Origin of the sequence: Brachymonas denitrificans (assembly GCF_907163135.1) — a bacterium.
In the GTDB taxonomy this organism is placed as follows: Bacteria; Pseudomonadota; Gammaproteobacteria; order Burkholderiales; family Burkholderiaceae_C; genus Brachymonas; species Brachymonas denitrificans_A.
This window is the reverse complement of sequence record NZ_CAJQUA010000001.1, coordinates 2,550,412-2,570,187: the sequence shown is the minus strand read 5'-3', so window position 1 is coordinate 2,570,187 and position 19,776 is coordinate 2,550,412. Positions and strand designations below refer to the sequence as shown.

The window sequence follows — 19,776 nt, the reverse complement described above, 5'->3', positions numbered from 1 at the left end:
CATGCGCATCCTTGGCATCGACCCCGGCCTGCGCACCACCGGTTTCGGCGTGATCGAAGCCGACGGCCCGCGCCTGCGCTACGTGGCCAGCGGCACCATCCGCACCGTTAACGAAAAACGCCCGGACGACCCCGCCCTGCCACACCAGGGCAATCTGCCGGCACGCATCAAGCTGCTGTTCGAGGGCGTGTGCGAAGTCGCACAGACCTACCAGCCGGATGTCGCCTCGCTGGAAATCGTGTTCGTCAACGTCGATCCGCAGGCCACGCTGATGCTGGGCCAGGCGCGCGGCGCCTGCCTGGCGGCGCTGGTCTCGAGCGGCCTGCCGGTGGCCGAATACACCGCGCTGCAGATGAAGAAGGCAGTGGCCGGTCACGGCCGTGCCAACAAGGCGCAGATCCAGGAAATGACGCGCCGCCTGCTCAACCTGAGCGGCCTGCCTGGCACCGATGCGGCGGATGCGCTGGGGCTGGCGATCATGCACGCCCATGCGGGGCAGGCGATGGCGCGGCTGGCCGAAGCCACGCCGCTGCAGCGGCGTACGCATGCATTGTTCAAGGGGGGACGCAGCTACTGAGGCTGCTCTTGGGCTGTTCAACAAGCTGGCGCCGAACCGTCCTGGGTTTCGAACAGGCTGGTTGGTTTAAGTCGACGCCTCTGCCACGGTGTTGCTGGCACCACACGGTTCATCTGCTGCCCGCCATGGGCTAGATGCGCTCGATCACCAGCACCGCAAAGAACACGCACAGCACGATGATGGTCCACTTGAACAGGCGCAGCGCCTGCCGCTTGTAGCGCTCGTTGCCGGTGAACAGGTACAGGCCCATGGTGCCGGCACTCACCAGCAGCATGAGGATGAAGAGGACGCGAACAATGGCCATGGCCGCTAGCGTAACAGGTTCAGGCGAGCCACCCGCGACTTACCACTGCACGGCCAGTTCGCCAAAACCCTTGGGCGCGTTGCGCTCGTTGTCGAAACTGACGATTTCGTAGGCGTCCGGCTGAGCCAGCAACGCCCGCAGCAGCTGGTTGTTCATGGCATGGCCGGAACGGTAGGCGCTGTAGGCCGCCAGCAGGGGATGGCCGATCAGAAACAGGTCGCCCATCGCATCCAGGATCTTGTGCTTGGCGAATTCGTCGTCGTAGCGCAGACCGTCGGCATTGAGCACGCGGTAGTCGTCCAGCACGATGGCGTTTTCCAAGCTGCCGCCCATGGCCAGGCCGTGCGAGCGCATGTATTCCACATCCTTGGTGAAGCCGAAGGTGCGGGCGCGCGCAATGTCACGCGTGTAGACGCCGGTGGACATGTCGAATTCCACGCTCTGCCCGGTGGAATCCACCGCCGGGTGGGCAAAGTCGATCTGGAAGCGCAGCTTGTAGCCGTGGTAGGGCTCCAGCCGCGCCCACTTGCCTTGGGCGCCCTCGCCCTCGCGCACTTCCACCGGCTTGAGCACGCGCACGAACTTCTTCGGTGCACGCTGCTTGACCACGCCGGCGCTTTGCAGCAGATAGACGAAAGACGAGGCAGATCCGTCCAGGATCGGCACTTCCTCCGCCGTGATGTCGATATACAGATTGTCGATGCCCAGGCCGGCGCAGGCCGACATCAGGTGCTCGACGGTGTTGACCTTGACGCCACCATTGGAGATGGTCGAGGCCAGACGGGTATCGGTGACGGACTCCGCGGTCACCGGGATTTCGACCGGAACCGGGAGGTCGACGCGGCGGAACATGATACCGGTGTCCGCCGGTGCCGGACGCAAGGTGAGCTCGACCCGCTGACCGCCATGCAGGCCCACGCCCACGGCCTTGGTCTGTGTCTTGATGGTTCTCTGTTCTAGCATGCGTCCATTGTAGAAGTTGCCCGCCTGCAGAGTGTTTGGTTTTGTCGATGCCCGCGATAGGCCGAGGCCATCATCGGCACCGATGCCTGCCGCCATGCGCTCGGGTGCTGCGACAGTTTGTTTCTCTCAAGTGGCCTTTATGCCGGCCGGCGCTTGGGCCGCGTGCGCACGGACAGGCAACCGTGCGCACGCCAGCAAGCAAGCAAGAAGAGTCATGCGTCCTTGCGCGTGCCCTGCCCCTGCAGGTGCGCGTACGACGCTCCGGCTACGCCAGGGCGCAACCGGTGTTCACGAGTCTCAGTCCGCCTGCTTGCGCAGGAAGGCCGGGATTTCGAAATCGTCCATGCCGCTGGAAGACAGCTGGCTGACGCGCTCGGAAGCGTGCGTGCGGTCACGGCCGGTGCCCCAGACGCTGGCGCCCACGGTGCCGGCGGGAGAGACGCCGCTCATGCTCGGCAGGCTGCTGGTCTGCGGCATGGCTGCAGAGTAAGGCATGTCGTCGGTACCGGTACGGCTGATGACCTGCATGGGAGGCGCCATGCGGCGGGCGTTCTGGCGGCTCAGGCCGGTGGCGACCACGGTCACGCGCAGCTCGTCGCCCATCTGGGAGTCGTAGGCGGTACCGTAGATCACGTGCGCATCGGGCGAAGCGTAGGCGCGGATGGTGTTCATGGCCAGCTGCGATTCCTTCAGCTTCAGGCTGCCCTGGGCCGCGGTGATCAGCACCAGCACGCCCTTGGCGCCGGACAGGTCGATGCCTTCCAGCAGCGGGCAGGCCACGGCCTGCTCGGCAGCGATGCGGGCGCGGTCCGGGCCGCTGGCGGTAGCCGTACCCATCATGGCCTTGCCGGGCTCGCCCATCACGGTCTTCACGTCTTCGAAGTCGACGTTCACGTGGCCGGGCACATTGATGATCTCGGCAATGCCACCGACGGCGTTCTTCAGCACGTCGTTGGCGTGGGCGAAGGCTTCGTCCTGGGTCACGTCGTCACCCAGCACTTCCTGCAGCTTCTCGTTCAGCACCACGATCAGGGAATCGACGTTGGCTTCCAGTTCGGCCACGCCGGAATCGGCGTTGGTCATGCGGCGGCCACCTTCCCACTCGAAGGGCTTGGTCACCACACCCACCGTCAGGATGCCCATTTCGCGGGCGATGCGCGCGATCACGGGAGCTGCGCCGGTGCCGGTGCCACCGCCCATGCCGGCGGTCAGGAACAGCATGTGCGCGCCTTCGATGGCGGAGCGGATCTCGTGCTCGGCCACTTCGGCGCAGTCACGGCCCTTCTCGGGCTTGCTGCCGGCGCCCAGGCCGGTGGTGCCGAGCTGGATCACGCGGTCCGCCGTGCTGCGCGTCAGCGCCTGCGCGTCGGTGTTGGCGCAGATGAACTCCACGCCCTGGACCTTGCGGTCGATCATGTGTTGCACGGCGTTGCCGCCGCCGCCACCCACGCCCATGACCTTGATCTGGGTGCCTGCGTGGAATTCTTCGGTGTCAATCATTTCGATGGGCATCTTGCTCTCCTTGCTGTTTAACCTTGCTGTCTCTGAAAAAAATCACTTGCCTGTCTGGCGTTTAGGGCCTGCCGGGGCCATGGACGAGCTTGCAATCCCGTCCAATCCGGTTCATGCGGCGGGGAAGCGTTCCTTCCCGTGCCGGCTGTCATGCCAGCGTGCCTGCGCGAGGGGTTTCTGCTGGATGGCCATCAGAAGTTCCCCACGATGAAATCCTTGATGCGGCCGAACACCCCGCGCACGGCGGAGTCGCTCTTGCTGCGCGAAGCCACGTAGCCGCGCTGCTGCGCCTGGCGGGCGTCTTCCAGCATGCCCATGACGACGGCGGCACGCGGCTGCGTCACCATGTCGGCCAGGGCGCCGTTGTAGATCGGGGTGCCGATGCGCACCGGTTTGAGGAAAATGTCCTCGCCCAGTTCGACCATGCCGGGCATCACGGCGCTGCCGCCGGTCAGCACCACGCCGGACGACACCAGGTGCTCGAAGCCCGAGCTCTGCACTTCCTTCTGCACCAGCGAGAAAATTTCCTCGATGCGCGGCTCGATCACGCCGGCCAGCACCTGCTTGCTCAGCAGGCGCGGCGGACGGCCGCTCAGGCCGGCCACTTCGATATGCGTATCCGGATCGGCCAGCAGCTGCTTGGCGCAGCCGTTCTGCATCTTGATGTCCTCGGCATCCTCGGTCGGGGTGCGCAGCGCCATGGCGATGTCGCTGGTGATCAGTTCGCCCGCCACCGGCAGCACCGCCGTGTGGCGGATGGCGCCGCCAGCGAACACTGCAATATCGGTAGTGCCGGCGCCGATGTCCACCAGCACCACGCCCAGCTCGCGCTCGTCCTCGGTCAGGCAGGACATGCTGCTGGCCAGCGGGTTCAGCATCAGGTGGTCCACCTCCAGGCCGCAGCGGCGCACGCACTTGAGGATGTTCTCGGCCGCGCTCTGGGCACAGGTGACGATGTGCACCTTGGCTTCCAGACGGATGCCGCTCATGCCGATCGGCTCCTTCACTTCCTGGCCGTCGATCACGAATTCCTGCGGCTCGATCAGCAGCGGACGCTGGTCGGTGCTGATGTTGATGGCGCGCGCCGTCTCCAGCACCTTGGCCACGTCGGTGGGCGACACGTCGCGGTCGCGCACCGCCACCATGCCCACCGAGTTGCGACCGCGGATGTGGCTGCCGGTGATGCCGGTGATGACACGCGTGATCTTGCATGCGGCCATCATCTCGGCCTCGCGCACGGCCTGCTGGATGCTCTGCACGCAGGCCTCGATGTTGACCACCACGCCGCGCTTCATGCCGTTGCTGGGCGCCACGCCCAGGCCCAGCACCTTGAGCGCGCCGTCCGCCTGCACCTCGGCCACCACCACCATGATCTTGCTGGTGCCGATGTCGAGGCCTACGACCAGATCCTTGTATTCTTTTGCCATGGCTGTTTATGTCTTTGGTTTCGTTGGCTGGCGCTTGCCAGCGTTGCCATCCGGAGACTCCATCGTCCCCACCCCCTTCAGGCGCAGCGCGTAGCCGGTCTTGTAGCGCAGATCCGCATACTGCAGATCGGCAAAGCTGCGGCCATAGCGCGCAGTCACTGCGCCGATCGTCTGCACGAACTGCCGGATACGCGCCGCCAGTTCCTGTTCATTGCCGCTGCCCAGGTTGAGCACGGTGTCATTGTTCAGCGTCAGGCTCCAGTAGCCGCGCGGATCCAGTTCCAGCGCGGTGATGCGCGCCTCCAGCGGGTTGAACAGCGGGCCCAGGCGGCGGTACATCAGCAGCACCGCGGCCGACTGCTCGTCCGGGCCGGACAGGCGTGGCAGCTCGATGTTGGCCACTTCCTCCGGATTGCCCTCGAACACCTCGCCCTGGCGATTGAGCAGGCGCATGCCCTCCTCGTCATTGCCCCAATAGGCGACTTCCTCATGCTCTTCCAGGCGCACGGCAAGCTGGTTCGGGAACACGCGGCTGACCACCGCCTGGCGCACCCAGGGCTGCTGCTCGAACACGTCGCGCGCTTCTTCCAGCCTGATGGAGAAGAAGTTGCCCGTCAGGCGCGGCAGCACCTGGCTGCGCAGCGCGTATGGCGTGGTGTGCGTGGTGTGGCCCATCACCTGGATGCCCTTGAGCGAGAACTGCGGCAGGCGCGTGAACCACCAGGCCGCGCTGATCAGCGCGCCCAGCAACACCAGGCCGAACAGCAACGAGGCGGTTGCATTCATCAGCCGGATGTCGGTGGTGGTGGTTACGGGCTGCGGGGCTTGCATGGCGCGTGTTCCTTGTCCCTTCAGACCGTGGCGGCCTTGCTGCCGTCCAGGCTGGCGCTGGCCAGGATCTGCAGGCAGAGGTCGGGATAGCTGATGCCGCTCGCCTTGGCGGACATGGGCACCAGCGAATGGCTGGTCATGCCGGGCGAGGTATTGATCTCGAGCAGGAAGGGCTGGCTGTCACTGCCACGCACCATTACGTCGACACGGCTCCAGCCGCGGCAGCCCAGCACCAGGTAGGCCTCGAGTGCCATCTGCTGGATGGCACGCTCCTGCTCGGCCGGCAGATCGCTCGGGCACAGGTAGCGCACGTTGTCCTTGAAGTATTTTTCCTCGTAGTTGTAGTCGCCACCCGGCGCCACGATGCGAACCACGGGCAGCGCACGGGCCTGCTCGCCGGTGCCGATGACGGGGCAGGTCAGCTCCTCGCCCACGATCAGGTTCTCGCACAGCACGGCGCTGTCTATGGCGATCACCTCGCGCACGGCGTTGGCGGCTTCTTCCGCGGTCTTGACCTTGTACACGCCGATGGACGATCCCTCGTGCGGCGCCTTGACGATCATCGGCAGGCCGAGCTGCTGCACGGCATCGACCACGAAGGCCACCAGCGCGCCCTCGTCCTGCAGCTTGCGCGAGGCCATCTGCAGGTAGCGCGGCGTGGAAATACCCTCCGACAGCCAGATGCGCTTGGTCATGATCTTGTCCATGCCGACGCTGGAGGCCATCACGCCCGGACCGGTGTAGGGAATGCCCAGCAGTTCCAGCGCACCCTGCACTGTGCCGTCCTCGCCGTAGCGGCCATGCAGCGCAATGAAGCAGCGCGCGAAACCCTCGCGCTTGAGCTCGGACAGGTCGCGCTCGGCCGGATCGAACGGGTGGGCGTCGACGCCGCGGCCGCGCAGCGCCTCAAGCACGCCCTGGCCGGACATCAGCGAAATCTTGCGCTCGGCCGAGCGGCCGCCCATCAGCACGGCGACCTTGCCCAGCGCCTTGACGTCAATGGTGTTCATGGTATTGCTCATGACGGTTCAGGCCTTTTCCTGCAGGGCGGCCAGCTTGCCGGGAACGGCGCCGATGGAGCCGGCACCCATGCTCAGCACCACGTCGCCATCGCGGGCAGCGTGGAGGATTGCTTCGGGCATGTCCTCGATCTTCTCGACGAACACGGGCTCGACCTTGCCTGCCACGCGCAGCGCGCGCATCAGGGCACGGCCGTCGGCGGCCACGATGGGCTCTTCACCAGCGGCATAGACTTCGGCCAGCAGCGCCAGATCGGCCTTGCCGATGACCTTGACGAAGTCCTCGAAACAGTCGCGCGTGCGGCTGTAGCGGTGCGGCTGGAAGGCCAGCACCAGACGGCGGTCGGGGTAGGCCCCGCGGGCGGCAGCGATGGTGGCGGCCATTTCGACCGGATGGTGGCCATAGTCGTCAACCACCAGAAACTCGCCGCCCTCGCGGCAGGGGAAGGGGCCGTAGTGCTGGAAGCGGCGACCCACGCCCTTGAATTCGGACAGGCCCTTGAGCAAGGCCTCATCCGGGATGTTCAGCGCCATCGCCACGCCGATGACCGACAGGGCGTTGAGCACGTTGTGCACGCCGGCCAGATTCAGCTGCACTTGCAGTTCGGGGCCATACAGCTGGCCGTTGTCGTCCTTGCGCTGCACGCGGAAGTGCATCTGGTTGCCGACGGCGCGCACATCCAGCGCACGGATCTGCGCGTCTTCGGACATGCCGTAGGTCGTGACCGGGCAGCCCACCTCGGGCAGGATCTCGCGTGCGGCCGGGCTGTCGATGCACAGCATGGCACGGCCGTAGAAGGGCATGCGGTGCAGGAAATCGACGAAGGCCTTTTTCAGGTTGGCGAAGCTGTGGCCATACGTTTCCATGTGATCGGCGTCGATGTTGGTGACGACCGCCATGATGGGCGACAGGTTCAGGAAGGAAGCATCGGACTCGTCGGCCTCGGCCACGATGTATTCGCCGGTGCCCAGACGGGCGTTGGCGCCGGCGCTGTTCAGGCGGCCGCCAATGACGAAGGTCGGATCCAGACCCGCCTCGGCCAGCACGCTGGCGACCAGGCTGGTGGTGGTGGTCTTGCCATGGGTGCCGGCGATGGCGATACCCTTGCGCAGGCGCATCAGCTCGGCCAGCATCATGGCGCGCGGCACCACGGGGATGCGCTTCTCGCGGGCAGCGACCACTTCCGGGTTGTCGGCCTTGACGGCGGTGGAGGTGACAACCACGTCCGCGCCCTGGATGTTATCGGCCGCGTGGCCCACATGCGTCTGGATACCGAGCGCGCCCAGGCGGCGCGTGGTGGCGTTGTCGGCCAGGTCGGAACCGGACACGGTGTAGCCCAGGTTGAGCAGCACCTCGGCAATGCCGCTCATGCCCGAGCCGCCGACGCCGACGAAATGAATGTGCTTGACGACGTGTTTCATGCGACGAGCTCCTCGCACACCGCCACGATCGCTCCCGTGGCTTGCAGTTTTTCCATCTTCTTGGCCTTTTGCGCGCGGTCCAGCAGTTCGGCGCGCGTCACGTTCTTCAGAAATTCGGCCAGCCACTCGGGAGTGAGCTGGGTTTGCGGAGCCAGCCAGCCGCCCCCCGCTTCGACCAGGAAGCGGGCGTTGGTGGTCTGGTGGTCATCCACGGCAAAGGGAAAGGGCACGAACACGGCCGGAGCGCCGACGGCGGCAATCTCGGTCACGGTGCTGGCGCCGGCGCGGCAGACGATCACGTCGGCCTCGGCAAAGGCCTGCGCCGTGTCCTCGATGAAAGGCAGCAGCGCGGCATCGACGCCGGCGGCATCATAGGCCTGGCGCAGTGCCTCGATCTGTTTCTCGCCACTCTGGTGCGCCACCCACGGGCGGTGCGTGGCGTCCAGCAGAGCCAGTGCCTTGGGCACGGTCTCGTTCAGCGCCTTGGCGCCCAAGCTGCCGCCCACCACCAGCAGCTTGAGCGGGCCGGTACGCTCGGCAAAGCGCTCGGCCGGCGGTGGCTGGCGCAGGAAGGGTTCGCGCAGCGGGTTGCCCACCCAGCTCACCTTGCCGTCGACGAACGGCGGCCTGGCGGTATGGCCCAGCACGTTCGGGAAGGCTGTGAACACGCGTTTGGCCATCTTCGAGACCAGCTTGTTCGCCATGCCCGGCACCGAGTTCTGCTCGTGCAGCAACACCGGCTTGCCCAGCAGCGCGGCAGCAATGCCGGCCGGCGCCGTCAGATAGCCGCCGAAGCCGATCACCACATCGGGGTTGACGCGGCGGATCACGTCCTTGGCCTGGCCCACGGCACGGCTCAGGCGCAGCGGCAGCTTGAGCAGCGTGGACAGGCCCTTGCCGCGCACGCCGCCGAACTCGACCGGTTCGAAGGCAAAGCCGCGCGCCGGCACCTTTTCGCTTTCCATGCTGTTGGGCGCGCCCAGCCAGTGCACGTTCCAGCCGCGCGCGCGCAGCGCCTCGGCCACGGCCAGGCCGGGGAAAATGTGGCCGCCGGTGCCACCGGCCATGATCAGGGCCGTCTTGCTCGGATGGCTCACAGGCTGCCTCCCTTCATCAGGGTGCGGTTTTCATGGTCGATGCGCAGCACGATGGCCAGCGCGACCAGATTCATCAGGATGGCGGAACCGCCGTAGCTCATCAGCGGCAGCGTCAGACCCTTGGTGGGCAGCGCGCCCAGGTTCACGCCGATGTTGATCAATGCCTGGAAGCCGATCCACAGGCCCACGCCCTGCGCGGCCAGTCCGGCAAAGGTGCGGTCCAGCGCGATTGCCTGGCGGCCGATCTCGATGATGCGGCGCGTTAGCCAGAAGAACAGCACGATCAGGATGGCAATACCGATGAAGCCGAATTCCTCGCCGATGACCGACAACAGGAAGTCGGTATGCGCCTCGGGCAGCCAGTGCAGCTTCTCGACGCTGCCGCCCAGGCCAACGCCGAACAGCTCGCCACGGCCGATCGCGATCAGCGCGTGCGAGAGCTGGTAGCCCTTGCCCAGCGCGTGCTCCATGCTCCACGGATCCAGATAGGCGAACACGCGCTCGCGGCGCCAGGGCGAGGTGGCGATCATCAGCGCGAACACGCCCACCAGGATGATGGCGATCAGGAAGAACATGCGCGCGTTCACGCCGCCCAGGAACAGGATGCCCATGGCGATCACGGCGATCACCATGAAGGCGCCCATGTCGGGCTCGAGCAGCAGCAACACGCCGACCAGGCCCACGGCCACGGCCATCGGCGCCACGGCGCGGATGAAACGCTCCATGTCGCCCATATTGCGCTCGCGCTCCTGCACTTCCATCTTGCGGCGGATGTAGTCGGCGGCGTAGAGCAGCACGGCCAGCTTGGCCAGTTCGGATGGCTGGAAGTTCATGATGCCGAGCGAAATCCAGCGGCGTGCACCGTTCACGCCCTTGCCGATGCCCGGGATCAGCACCGCGATCAGCAGCAGCACGGCCCCGATAAACAGCACCGGCGCCCATTTTTCCCAGACGTTGATCGGCACCTGGAACACGATCAACGCCGCCACGCCGCCCATCAGCAGCGAGAACAGGTGGCGCGTGAGGAAGTGCGATTGCGCGTAATTGGCAAAGCGCGGATTGTCCGGCATGGCGATGGAGGCGGAGAACACCATCACCAAGCCCCACAGCAGCAGCGCCGCGATCACCCAGACCAGCGCCTGGTCCACGCTAACGTTGGCCATGGTCAGCTGCGGCGTGCGGGCGCGTGCATAGGCGGACGCTGGCATGCGCACGGGGATGGCGTTCTCGTCCTTCTCGCGTTGCCACGGCAGCGCCGCGCCGGGACGGGCGAACCGGTCGCGCAGACGTTGCCAGCGGTTGCCGGCGGGATTGCCGGGCAGTACAGCACTCATGCCGCTCCCTCCAGAGAAGCGCCGCGGTCCTCGGCCAGTTGCGCCACGGCGGCGCAGAACTGGTGGGCCCGGTCGGCATAGTCCTTGAACATGTCGAAACTGGCGCAGGCCGGCGACAGCAGCACGGCATCGCCTGCCTGCGCCTGCGCAGCCGCGGTGTTGACGGCGGCCTGCATGCTGTCGGCGTGCAGCAGCGCCACGCCGGTGTCCTTGAGCGCGGTTTCGATCAGCGGCGCGTCGCGGCCGATCAGCACCACGGCGCGGCAGCAGCGCTGCACCGCGGACGCCAGCGGGGCAAAGTCCTGCCCCTTGCCTTCACCGCCCAGGATCACCACCAGGCGGCGGTCGGCGCCCAGACCATTCAGGGCAGCCAGCGTGGCGCCCACATTGGTACCCTTGCTGTCGTCGAAATACTCCACCTGCTCCACGATGCCGACCGGCTCCACGCGGTGCGGCTCGCCGCGGTATTCGCGCAGGCCGTACAACATGGGCGCCAGCGGCGCACCGGTCTGCAGCGCCAGTGCCAGCGCGGCCAGCGCATTGCTGGCGTTGTGGCGGCCGCGGATGCGCAGCGCATCGGCCGGCATCAGGCGCTGGATGAACAGCTCCTCTTCGGCAGCGGCGCGGGCACGCTTGCCCTTGAGCGTTTCGTCCTGCTCGCCGGCACGCACCAGCCAGACCATGCCGTTGACTTCTTCCAGACCGAAATCGCCCGGGCGCGTCGGCATGCCGAAACCGAAGCTGATCAAGTTGCGCTGGAATTCGCCCTTGGCCGCCTTGGTGCCCGGCTGGCTCTGCGGCACCAGCTGCGGCAGCAGCGCCATCACGACCGGATCGTCGCGGTTCAGCACCGCCACGCCCTGCTGGCCGAAGATGTGCGCCTTGGCCTGCACATAGGCCTCCATGCCGCCGTGCCAGTCCAGATGGTCCTGCGATACGTTGAGGATGGTGGCGGCGGTCGGCTCGAAGCTGGTGCAGTCGTTGAGCTGGAAGCTGGACAGTTCCAGCACCCAGGCCTGCGGCAGCGCCTGCGCGTCGATCGCGGCAGACAGGGTATCGAGCAGCGTAGGACCGATGTTGCCGGCCATGGCCACGCTCAGGCCAGCGCGCTCCACCAGCTGCGTGGTGAGCGAGGTGACAGTGGTCTTGCCGTTGGTGCCGGTAATGCCCAGCACCTTGGGGGCATAGCTCTGCTCTTGCTGCAGCGTGCGCAGCGCCTGGGCAAACAGGTCGAGCTCGCCGCCCACCCACAGGCCTTGCGCGCGCGCCGGCTCCAGTACGGCGGCGGTATCCTGCGGCGCCAGACCAGGGCTGACGAAGACGGCACGCACGGAGTTGCCGGCCAGAAGGTCGGCACTGAACGCTCCGGCTACAAAGCGCGCCTGCGGCACCTCCGCCTGCAGCACCGCCAGATTGGGCGGTGCCTCGCGGCTGTCGGCCACGGTCACGCTGGCGCCCTGGCGGGCACACCAGCGCGCCATCGCCAGACCGGAAATGCCCAAGCCCAGAATCAGCACGTTTTTTTGATCAAGAATGCCGCCCATGGTCTTACCTCAGCTTCAGGGTGGACAGGCCGGCCAGGCACAGCAGCATGGTGATGATCCAGAAACGGACCACGACCTGCGTCTCGCGCCAGCCGTTCTTCTCGAAGTGGTGGTGCAGCGGCGCCATCTTGAACAGACGTTGCCCGGTGCCGGTACGCTTCTTGGTGTACTTGAAGTAGGTCACCTGCAGCATCACCGACAGCGCTTCCACCACGAAGATGCCGCCCATGATGGCCAGCACGATTTCCTGGCGCACGATCACGGCGATGGTGCCCAGCGCGCCGCCCAGTGCCAGCGCGCCCACGTCGCCCATGAATACCTGCGCCGGATGGGTGTTGAACCAGAGAAAGGCCAGGCCGGCGCCCATCATCGCGCTGCAGAACACCAGCAATTCGCCCGCCCCCGGGATGTGCGGCAGGAACAGGTAGCCCGAGAACACCTTGCTGCCCGTGACATAGGCGAAAATGCCCAGCGCCGAGCCGACCATCACCACCGGCATGATGGCCAGGCCATCCAGTCCGTCGGTCAGGTTGACGGCGTTGCTGCTGCCAACGATCACCACGAAGGTCAGCGCCACGAAACCGAACACGCCCAGCGGGTAGCTGATCTGCTTGAAGAAGGGCACCATCAGGCCGGCCTTGGGAGGCAGGTTGATGTCGAAGCCGGAGCGGATCCACTCGTACACCAGCTGGATCACGCGGTAGTTGTCGCTCTCGGAGATGCTGAACATCAGGTACAGCGCGGCACCCAGGCCGATCAGCGTCTGCCACAGGAACTTCTCGCGCGAGGGCATGCCCTCGGGATCCTTGCGCACTACCTTGCGCCAGTCATCGGCCCAGCCGATGGCACCAAAGCCCAGCGTCACGATCAACACGATCCAGACGAAGCGGTTGGTCAGGTCGGCCCAGAGGAAGGTCGAAATCGCGATCGACAGCAGGATCAGGATGCCGCCCATGGTGGGCGTGCCGCTCTTGCTCAGGTGGGTTTCCATGCCGTAGCCGCGCACCGGCTGGCCGATCTTCAGCTCGCGCAGGCGGCGGATCACCCAGGGGCCGGCCAGCAGCCCCAGGATCAGCGCAGTCATGGCCGTCATCACCGCACGGAAGGTGAGGTACTGGAAGACGCGCAGGAAACCGTACTGCGGGTACAGCTCCATCAGCCATTGGGTCAGTGCGGGCAGCATGTATTTTCCTTCTTGTCTTGTTGTGCCTGCTGCAGCAGTTCCACCACGCGCTCCATCTGCATGAAGCGCGATCCCTTGACCAGCACGCTGCTCACCTGCGGCAGCAACGCCTGCATTCTGTCGAGCAGCACAGGCATGTCGGCCGGGGCATCACCACAGTGCTGCGCAGCCGGCAATTGCGTCGCCACATGGCGCGCCAGGCTGCCCAGCGTCAGCACCTGCTCGATGCCCTGCTCGCGGGCGTATTGGCCGATTTCCTGATGGAAGGCCTCGCCCTGGTCGCCGACTTCGCCCATGTCGCCCAGCACCAGCAGGCGCGGGGCCGGCAGTTCGCGCAACACCTCGATGGCGGCGCGCACCGAATCCGGATTGGCGTTGTAGCTGTCATCCACCACGGTGAGGGCACGGCCCTGCCACTGCGCCTCGAAGGCACGCGAACGGCCCTTGACCGGCTCGAAGCCGGACAGGCCCTGCGCGATGGCGGGCAGTGCCACGCCGGCGGCCAGCGCGCAGGCGGCAGCAGCGAGGGCATTCTTGACGTTGTGGCGACCGGCCACCTGCAGCGTGAAGGACAGCGGGCCGTGCGGCGTGACCGCCTGCACCTCCCAGTGCGCGCCGACCCAGCTGATCTGCGTGGCGTGCACTTCGGCGCCGCTGGCTGCGTCCAGCGCAAAACGCAAGCTGGGACGCGTGCCGGAGACGGTCTGCCACACGGAGGTGTAGGCGTCGTCTGCGGGGTAGACCGCAATGCCGTCGGCCGGCAGCGCGGTAATCACGCTGCCGTTCTCGTGCGCCACGGCCTCGACCGTGCCCATGAATTCCTGGTGTTCGCGCTGGGCGTTGTTGACCAGCGCCACCGTCGGCGCCGCCATCTGCGCCAGACCGGCGATCTCACCCGGATGGTTCATGCCGAGTTCGACTACGGCCAGACGGTGCGCGTCGCGCAGGCGCAGCAGCGTCAGCGGCACGCCGATGTCGTTGTTGAGGTTGCCCTGGGTCGAGAACGCGGCCTCGCCCACGGCCGCGCGCAGGATGGAGGCAATCATCTGCGTGACGGTGGTCTTGCCGTTGCTGCCGGTCACGGCAATCAGCGGCAGCCTGAACTGCGCTCGCCAGCCGGCGGCCAGTTGGCCCAGCGCCTGCTTGCTGTCGGCCACTTCCAGACCATTCCAGCCCATGGCGGCCAGTTGGCCGGGCTGACACACGGCTGCCACGGCGCCGGCTTCACGCGCCTGCGCCAAGAAGCTGTTGGCATCGAAGCGCTCGCCCTTGAGCGCCACGAACAGGTCGCCCGGCTGCAGCGTGCGCGTATCGGTATGCACGCGCTGCACGGCAGTGGCGCCATCGCCCACCAGAACGGCGTGCGGCAGCCAACGGGCTGCCTGCTCCAGAGTCATCATCGGGGCGTTCATGCGGTGGCCCCTTCCCGGGCCTGTTGCGCCCGCTTGTCCAGTGCCATCTGCACGTGTTCCTGATCCGAGAAATGGGTGCGTTGCCCGTTGATTTCCTGATAATCCTCATGCCCCTTGCCGGCCACCAGCACCACGTCCTGCGGCGCTGCCTGCTGCACCGCCGCCGCAATCGCCAGCGCGCGGTCGACCTGCACCAGCACGCCGTTGGTCTGCTCCAGCCCGCACAGCACCTGCGCGATGATGGCCTTGGGGTCTTCGGTACGCGGGTTGTCGCTGGTCACCACCACGCGGTCGGCGCCGCGCTCGGCAGCCTGTGCCATCAGCGGGCGCTTGGCCGGATCGCGGTCGCCACCGCAGCCGAACACGCACCAGAGCTGGCCGCCACGCTGCTGCGCCAGCGGACGCAGCGCCTCCAGCGCCTTTTCGATCGCATCGGAGGTGTGGGCATAGTCCACCGCCACCAGCGGCTGGCCTGCGGCGGTGAGGCATTCCATGCGGCCGGGCACCGGCAGCAGGCCGCTGCAGGCCGGCACCGCCTGGGCCAGCGGCACCTGCAGCGCGCGCAGCGAGGCCAGCACGCCCAGCATGTTGGCAACGTTGTACTGGCCGATCAGCGCGGTGCGCAGCAGCTGGCTCTCGCCGCCCTCTTCCACCAGCGTGAACACCAGGCCCTGCGCGTCATAGTGGATGTCGCGCGCCTCCAGACGTGCCGGCTTGCCTTCGCAGGAGACGGTCCAGACATCGAGCGCACCGCCCGCCAGTTCCTGGGCCAGATGCTCGCCTTGGGCGTCGTCGACATTGATGACGGCGGCCTGCAGGCCTTCCCAGTCGAACAGTGCGCGCTTGGCCTGCCAGTAGGCTTGCATGCTGCCGTGATAGTCGAGATGGTCCTGCGTGAAGTTGGTGAACAGCGCCACGCGGATACGGGTGCCGTCCAGACGGTGCTCGGCAATGCCGATGGAAGACGCTTCCATCACGCAGGCCTGCACGCCCTGCTGCACGAACTGGCGCAGCTGGCCCTGCAGCAGTACCGGATCGGGCGTGGTCAGGCCGGTGTAGCTCAGCTCGGCCTGGCCATTGACGAAGCGGCCCACGCCCAGCGTGCCGACCAGGCCGCAGCCATGCGAGCGGCCGTCCAGTGCGGCGACCTGCGACAGCGCCTGCGCCAGCCACCAGGCGGTGCTGGTCTTGCCGTTGGTGCCGGTGGCGGCAATCACAGCCAGGGCGTCGGACGGATGGCCGTAGAACTCGGCGCCCACCAGCGCTGTGGCACGCTTGAGGCCGACATAGGCCGCCACGCGGCCCGCCACCTGCGCTTGCGCCTGCGGCTGTGCAAAGTCGAAGGCATCCACGCCCTCGGCTTCCACCAGGCAGGCGGCAGCGCCACGCTCCAGCGCAGCCAGCACATGGGCACGCGCATCATGCGCCGCGCCCGGCCAGGCCACGAAGGCATCGCCGAGCTGGATCTTGCGGCTGTCGGTGCGCAGCACGGACGCGTGCTGGCGCAACCATTGCGCCGCTTGCTGCGGCGTCGTCAACAGGGGCAGGAGGTTCTTGTCTGTCATAGCGACTCCTGCGGAGCATCGGTAATCACACCCGGCTGCACCGACATGTCGGGCTGTACGCCGAGAATGCGCAGCGTCTGCTGCACCACCTCGCTGAACACCGGAGCGGCCACGACACCTCCGTAGATGCTGCCGCGAGGCTCGTCGATCATCACGCCCACCACGATGCGGGGCGACTCAATCGGCGACACGCCCACGAACGAGGCACGGTATTTCTGCGAGGAATAGCCACGGCCTTCCTGCTTGCGCGCGGTGCCGGTCTTGCCGCCCACCGAGTAGCCGACGGTCTGGGCCTGCTGCGCGGTGCCGCCGGGCAGCGTCACGAGGTGCAGCATGTGCATCACCTGCTTGGCCACCTTCGGGCTGTAGACGCGCTTGCCCTCGCTCTTCTCGAGCGGCTTGAACTTGCCGGTGCTGTCCACCACGCCGTCACGCACCAGGGTGACCGGCATCATCACGCCATCGCGCGCGAACACCGAGTAGGCACGCGTCAGCTGGAACAGGCTGGCGGACAGGCCGTAGCCGTAGCTCATGGTGGCCTTTTCCACTTCGCGCCAGCTCTTGTACGGGCGCAGGCGGCCGGCAGCCATGCCGGGGAACGGCAGGTCGGGCTTCTGGCCCAGGCCGATGTTGCTGAAGTTCTCCCACATGTCCTCGCCGGTGAGGCGCTGGGAGATCTTGACGGTGCCGACGTTGCTCGACTTCTGCACCACGCCATCGACCGTGAGCGTGCCATAGCCATGGGTATCGCCGATGCTGGCGGTGCCGATGGTCATGCGGCCGTTGCCGGTGGCAATCAGCGTGTTCGGGGTCACCTTGCCCTGCTGCAGTGCCAGTGCCACGGTCACCGGCTTCATGGTGGAGCCGGGCTCGTAGATGTCGGTGAGCGCGCGGTTGCGCAGCTGCTCGCCGGACAGGTTCTTGCGGTTGTTCGGGTCGTAGCTCGGGTAGTTGGCCAGCGCCAGCACCTCGCCGGTCTGCACGTCGAGCACCACCACGCTGCCACCCTTTGCGTTGTAGGCCTGCACGGCGTCGCGCAACTTCTGCCAGGCAAAGTACTGCACCTTGCTGTCGATGGTCAGGTGGATGTCCTGGCCGTCGGTGGGCGGCACCTGTTCGCCCACGCCCTCGATCACGCGGCCGAGGCGGTCCTTGATCACGCGACGCGAGCCGGGCTTGCCGGCCAGCTGGGTGTTGAAGGTGCGCTCCATGCCCTCCTGCCCCTTGTCCTCCACGTCGGTAAAGCCGACGATGTGGGCCACGGCCTCGCCCTCGGGGTACTGGCGGCGGTATTCCTTGCGCTGGTAGATGCCCTTGATGTGCAGGTCGGCAATCTGCTTGGCGATGGATTCATCGACCTGGCGCTTGATATAGACGAAGTTCTTGTTCTCGATATCGAGGCGCTTCTCGATGTCCTTCATCGGCATGCCGAGCAGCTTGGCCATCTTCTGCAGCTTGGCAGCGTCTTCCTCCTGGTCCACCTCCTCGGGGAAAGCCCAGATGCTTTCGGCCGGCACGCTGGAAGCCAGGATCAGGCCGTTGCGATCCAGGATGCGGCCGCGGTTGGCAGGCATCTCGAGCGTGCGCGCAAAGCGCACCTCGCCCTGGCGCAGGAAGAAGTCGTTGCCGAAGATCTGCACGTAGGCGGCGCGGCCCGCCATGATGGCAAAGCCCAGTGCCAGCCCGCCCACCAGCAGGCGGCTGCGCCAGACCGGCGTGCGGCTGGTCAGCAGCGGGTTGGCACCCAGCGAGACGTTCTTCACGCCCTTGACGCTGGTGACCCCCTTGAGGCTGCGCTGCAGAGCGCGGTCCTGACGGTCCTGGCGATCCTGGCGGCCGAAACGGATCATGGCTTCCTCCCGGCCGCGCTGGTCTGCCCCGCGGCAGCCACGGGCGTGCTCACCGTCACCTGCCCGTTGCGGATGGTGACGTACTGGGTGATGGAAGGCGTGGCCTCGCGCATGGCCAGCTGTTCGCGGGCAATGCCCTGCACGCGCAGGGCGGCGGTCTGGGCGCGCTTCTGCACCTCGAGCGTCTCGCGCTCGGTGGTGAGCTTGCGCGCCGCGGCCTGGGTCTTGTCCATGGCGGTATACACGGTGCGCGACTCGTACTGCAGCTGCACCAGATAGAAGGCGCTGCCGAGCACGGCCGCGAGCAGAATCATGTTGAGGCGCATCATGCCGGCACCTCGGTACGGGTGGCGTAGCGCAGCACGGCGCTGCGCGAACGCGGGTTATCCTGCACTTCCTGGGCAGTGGGACGCAGACGCGTCACATCGGTCAGACGCATGGGCGCGGGCGCACGCGCAAAGGCCGCCGGCATGCGGCGGTCGAATACTTCACGCGAGTGCTGCACCATGAACTGCTTGACGATGCGGTCTTCCAGCGAATGGAAGCTGATCACCACCAGGCGCCCGCCCGGCTTGAGCAGGCGCAGCGTGGCCTTCAGCGTCTGCTGCAGCTCTTCAAGCTCTGCGTTGATGAAAATCCTAAGAGCCTGAAATGTCCGCGTTGCAGGGTCCTGACCCGGCTCGCGGGTTTTGACCGCACCAGCCACGAGCTGGGCCAGTTCTGCGGTGCCTGCAACAGGGCCCCGCTCCTGTCTGCGAGCAACAATCGCCTTTGCAATCTGTTGAGCAAACCGTTCTTCGCCGTAATCACGTATCACCTCCGCAATCTGGTCCGTCTCGGCATGGGCGAGCCATTCGGCCACACTCTCGCCGCGCGTCGGATCCATGCGCATGTCCAGCGGGCCCTCGAAACGGAACGAGAAGCCGCGCGCCGGGTTGTCAATCTGTGGGGAACTCACGCCCAGGTCGAGCAGCACGCCATCCACGCTGTGCGCCGGCAGCTCTTCCATGCCGGTGAAGCTGTCGTGGCGGATGGAGAAGCGGCTGTCGTCGATGGCGTTGGCATGGGCCACGGCCTCGGGATCCTTGTCGAAGGCGATGACGCGGCCCTGCTCGTTGAGCTGCCCGAGGATGGCACGGGTATGGCCGCCGCGACCGAAGGTGCCGTCGACGTAGCAGCCGGCAGGGTCGTGCACCAAGGCTTCGACCGCCTCACCCAGCATGACTGTGGTGTGTTTCCAGTTGGCGTCCATGCCGACCCCTCAGAAGACGAGATCCTGCAGCGCTGCAGGCAGGGGCTGCTGACGTGCCAGGGCTTCCTTGGCGGTGTAAACGCCCTTGTCCCACAGCTCGAAATGGCTGCCGTTGCCGAGCAGCAGGGCTTCCTTGCCCATCATGGCGGCCTCGCGCAGTTCGGGCGAGAGCAACACGCGGCCGGTGTTCTCGTCCATGTCGAGGCCCAGCGCATTGCTCAGCACGATGCGCTTTTGCCAGGCGGCCGACATCGGCCAGGCCGCCACACGTTCACGGAACTGCACCCACTCGTTCTCGGGGAACAGCAGCAGGCAGTCTTCCTGGAAGTGGCGCGTGATGTGCAGCTTGCCCTGGGCGGCCTCCAACAGGGCGGCACGATACTTGGTCGGTATCGCAATCCGTCCTTTGGCATCCACCGAGAGGGAAGAAGCACCTTCAAACACGCCAGAATTCCTGAAACAGCTCCAAAAACAGGTGGCCAGC

18 protein-coding genes are annotated in these 19,776 nt (G+C 66.5%); 1 reads left to right on the top strand and 17 read right to left on the bottom strand.

The features are described 5' to 3' along the window. Position 1: 1 nt before the first annotated feature. Complete coding sequence (ruvC, locus tag KKQ75_RS12080; RefSeq protein ID WP_213362447.1) at positions 2 to 577, top strand: crossover junction endodeoxyribonuclease RuvC; 576 nt, start codon at positions 2 to 4, stop codon at positions 575 to 577. A 130-nt stretch (positions 578 to 707) separates the two neighbouring features. On the opposite strand, the gene KKQ75_RS12075 is transcribed toward ruvC, so the two are convergent. The 17 genes from KKQ75_RS12075 to KKQ75_RS11995 all read right to left on the bottom strand — a co-directional run bounded on the left by KKQ75_RS12075 (position 708) and on the right by KKQ75_RS11995 (position 19,736). Next, complete coding sequence (locus tag KKQ75_RS12075; RefSeq protein WP_213362446.1) at positions 708 to 881, bottom strand: hypothetical protein; 174 nt, start codon at positions 879 to 881, stop codon at positions 708 to 710. 39 nt (positions 882 to 920) lie between these two features. After that, on the bottom strand, positions 921 to 1,844 hold the full coding sequence (lpxC, locus tag KKQ75_RS12070; RefSeq protein ID WP_213362445.1) for a UDP-3-O-acyl-N-acetylglucosamine deacetylase: 924 nt from the start codon (positions 1,842 to 1,844) through the stop codon (positions 921 to 923). A 297-nt stretch (positions 1,845 to 2,141) separates the two neighbouring features. After that, positions 2,142 to 3,356 carry a cell division protein FtsZ gene (gene ftsZ, locus KKQ75_RS12065; protein WP_213362443.1) on the bottom strand — a complete coding sequence of 405 codons (1,215 nt, stop codon included), beginning with the start codon at positions 3,354 to 3,356 and terminating at the stop codon, positions 2,142 to 2,144. Between the two features lie 191 nt (positions 3,357 to 3,547). After that, positions 3,548 to 4,783 carry a cell division protein FtsA gene (gene ftsA, locus KKQ75_RS12060; RefSeq protein WP_213362442.1) on the bottom strand — a complete coding sequence of 412 codons (1,236 nt, stop codon included), beginning with the start codon at positions 4,781 to 4,783 and terminating at the stop codon, positions 3,548 to 3,550. 6 nt (positions 4,784 to 4,789) lie between these two features. Then, positions 4,790 to 5,614, bottom strand: coding sequence for a cell division protein FtsQ/DivIB (locus KKQ75_RS12055; RefSeq protein WP_213362439.1), 825 nt, complete (start codon positions 5,612 to 5,614; stop codon positions 4,790 to 4,792). Between the two features lie 20 nt (positions 5,615 to 5,634). Continuing rightward, positions 5,635 to 6,636, bottom strand: coding sequence for a D-alanine--D-alanine ligase (locus tag KKQ75_RS12050; RefSeq protein ID WP_213362438.1), 1,002 nt, complete (start codon positions 6,634 to 6,636; stop codon positions 5,635 to 5,637). Positions 6,637 to 6,642: 6 nt separating this feature from the next. Next, positions 6,643 to 8,055 carry a UDP-N-acetylmuramate--L-alanine ligase gene (gene murC / locus KKQ75_RS12045; RefSeq protein ID WP_213362437.1) on the bottom strand — a complete coding sequence of 471 codons (1,413 nt, stop codon included), beginning with the start codon at positions 8,053 to 8,055 and terminating at the stop codon, positions 6,643 to 6,645. Continuing rightward, positions 8,052 to 9,152: an undecaprenyldiphospho-muramoylpentapeptide beta-N-acetylglucosaminyltransferase gene (murG, locus tag KKQ75_RS12040; RefSeq protein ID WP_284069730.1), complete on the bottom strand. Its 1,101-nt coding sequence runs from the start codon at positions 9,150 to 9,152 to the stop codon at positions 8,052 to 8,054. The genes murC and murG overlap by 4 nt, the downstream gene beginning before the upstream one ends. Next, complete coding sequence (gene ftsW, locus KKQ75_RS12035; RefSeq protein WP_213362436.1) at positions 9,149 to 10,486, bottom strand: putative lipid II flippase FtsW; 1,338 nt, start codon at positions 10,484 to 10,486, stop codon at positions 9,149 to 9,151. The genes murG and ftsW overlap by 4 nt, the downstream gene beginning before the upstream one ends. Next, positions 10,483 to 12,030: a UDP-N-acetylmuramoyl-L-alanine--D-glutamate ligase gene (gene murD, locus KKQ75_RS12030; RefSeq protein WP_213362435.1), complete on the bottom strand. Its 1,548-nt coding sequence runs from the start codon at positions 12,028 to 12,030 to the stop codon at positions 10,483 to 10,485. The genes ftsW and murD overlap by 4 nt, the downstream gene beginning before the upstream one ends. Positions 12,031 to 12,034: 4 nt before the next feature. Continuing rightward, complete coding sequence (mraY, locus tag KKQ75_RS12025; protein WP_213362434.1) at positions 12,035 to 13,213, bottom strand: phospho-N-acetylmuramoyl-pentapeptide-transferase; 1,179 nt, start codon at positions 13,211 to 13,213, stop codon at positions 12,035 to 12,037. After that, positions 13,198 to 14,613, bottom strand: a complete 1,416-nt coding sequence (locus KKQ75_RS12020) for a UDP-N-acetylmuramoyl-tripeptide--D-alanyl-D-alanine ligase (protein WP_213362817.1) — start codon at positions 14,611 to 14,613, stop codon at positions 13,198 to 13,200. Before KKQ75_RS12020 ends, mraY begins: the two co-directional genes overlap by 16 nt. Before the next feature lie 8 nt (positions 14,614 to 14,621). Further along, the gene (locus KKQ75_RS12015) at positions 14,622 to 16,190 is read right to left on the bottom strand and encodes a UDP-N-acetylmuramoyl-L-alanyl-D-glutamate--2,6-diaminopimelate ligase (RefSeq protein ID WP_213362431.1); all 1,569 of its coding nucleotides are present in this window, start codon (positions 16,188 to 16,190) and stop codon (positions 14,622 to 14,624) included. Continuing rightward, entirely contained in the window at positions 16,187 to 18,040 is a 1,854-nt protein-coding gene (locus KKQ75_RS12010; RefSeq protein ID WP_213362429.1) for a peptidoglycan D,D-transpeptidase FtsI family protein, read from the bottom strand. Before KKQ75_RS12010 ends, KKQ75_RS12015 begins: the two co-directional genes overlap by 4 nt. Continuing rightward, positions 18,037 to 18,369 (bottom strand): cell division protein FtsL, encoded by a 333-nt coding sequence (gene ftsL, locus KKQ75_RS12005; protein WP_213362427.1) that lies wholly within the window; start codon positions 18,367 to 18,369, stop codon positions 18,037 to 18,039. The genes KKQ75_RS12010 and ftsL overlap by 4 nt, the downstream gene beginning before the upstream one ends. Next, positions 18,366 to 19,292 carry a 16S rRNA (cytosine(1402)-N(4))-methyltransferase RsmH gene (gene rsmH, locus KKQ75_RS12000; RefSeq protein ID WP_213362425.1) on the bottom strand — a complete coding sequence of 309 codons (927 nt, stop codon included), beginning with the start codon at positions 19,290 to 19,292 and terminating at the stop codon, positions 18,366 to 18,368. Before rsmH ends, ftsL begins: the two co-directional genes overlap by 4 nt. Before the next feature lie 9 nt (positions 19,293 to 19,301). After that, entirely contained in the window at positions 19,302 to 19,736 is a 435-nt protein-coding gene (locus KKQ75_RS11995) for a division/cell wall cluster transcriptional repressor MraZ (protein WP_213362424.1), read from the bottom strand. Between the last annotated feature and the right edge of the window lie 40 nt (positions 19,737 to 19,776).